The organism is Bartonella sp. AP58NXGY (genome assembly GCF_042195785.1).
In the GTDB taxonomy this organism is placed as follows: Bacteria; Pseudomonadota; Alphaproteobacteria; order Rhizobiales; family Rhizobiaceae; genus Bartonella.
Genome location: NZ_JBHIOY010000344.1, coordinates 1 through 615, shown reverse-complemented (window position 1 = coordinate 615; position 615 = coordinate 1). Strand labels below are relative to the sequence as shown.

Here is a 615-nt window from a genome sequence, read left to right as displayed (position 1 = left end):
GGCCTCAAATCCGTTCGGATAACCAGCCTCTGCTAAAAGTTGCTTGGCTTTTTGAATATCAAGCTTAAAGGGCTGTCCTTCTTTTTCATCCAAAGCGCCAAAATTGCCAAGAGGAATAAAACTTGCCCGTGGGATACCAACACCCTTGAGAAGCTTCTTGCCAAAACCTTCATAGTCTATGAGATAGCGCATCGCCAAGCGTACTTTTTCCTTAGCAAAAATGGGATTTGTCGTATTAAATCCCCAATACATCATACTTGGCACCAACACCTTTTCAACTTTAACATCTGTTGTTTTTTGCAAATCTGCAAGATCTTCAGAGGTCAAATTACGAGCCACATCACTATCGTGCTTTTGCAACAACAAACGTTGTGTTCCAGGCTCTGCAACATGGCGAATGAGTATCTGCTTCAATTTTGGTACTTCCCCCCAATAATGGGAGCTTGCACGCAACAAAAGAGCTTCTCCAGGGCGCCAACTTTTTAACTGATAAGGACCAACACAAGCAGCATGCGTTTTTAAATACTGATTTCCCAGATCGCCATCTTTTTCGTGCTTCATAATTGTTTTATGATCAAGCAAAGCTGTTGCAGGACTTGCCACGATATTATTAAG

1 protein-coding gene is annotated in these 615 nt (G+C 42.1%); it reads right to left on the bottom strand.

The genetic code is table 11. The features are described from left to right. A partial coding sequence (locus tag ACFINC_RS11320) for an ABC transporter substrate-binding protein (protein WP_375617267.1) occupies positions 1 to 615 on the bottom strand: 615 nt, incomplete at both ends.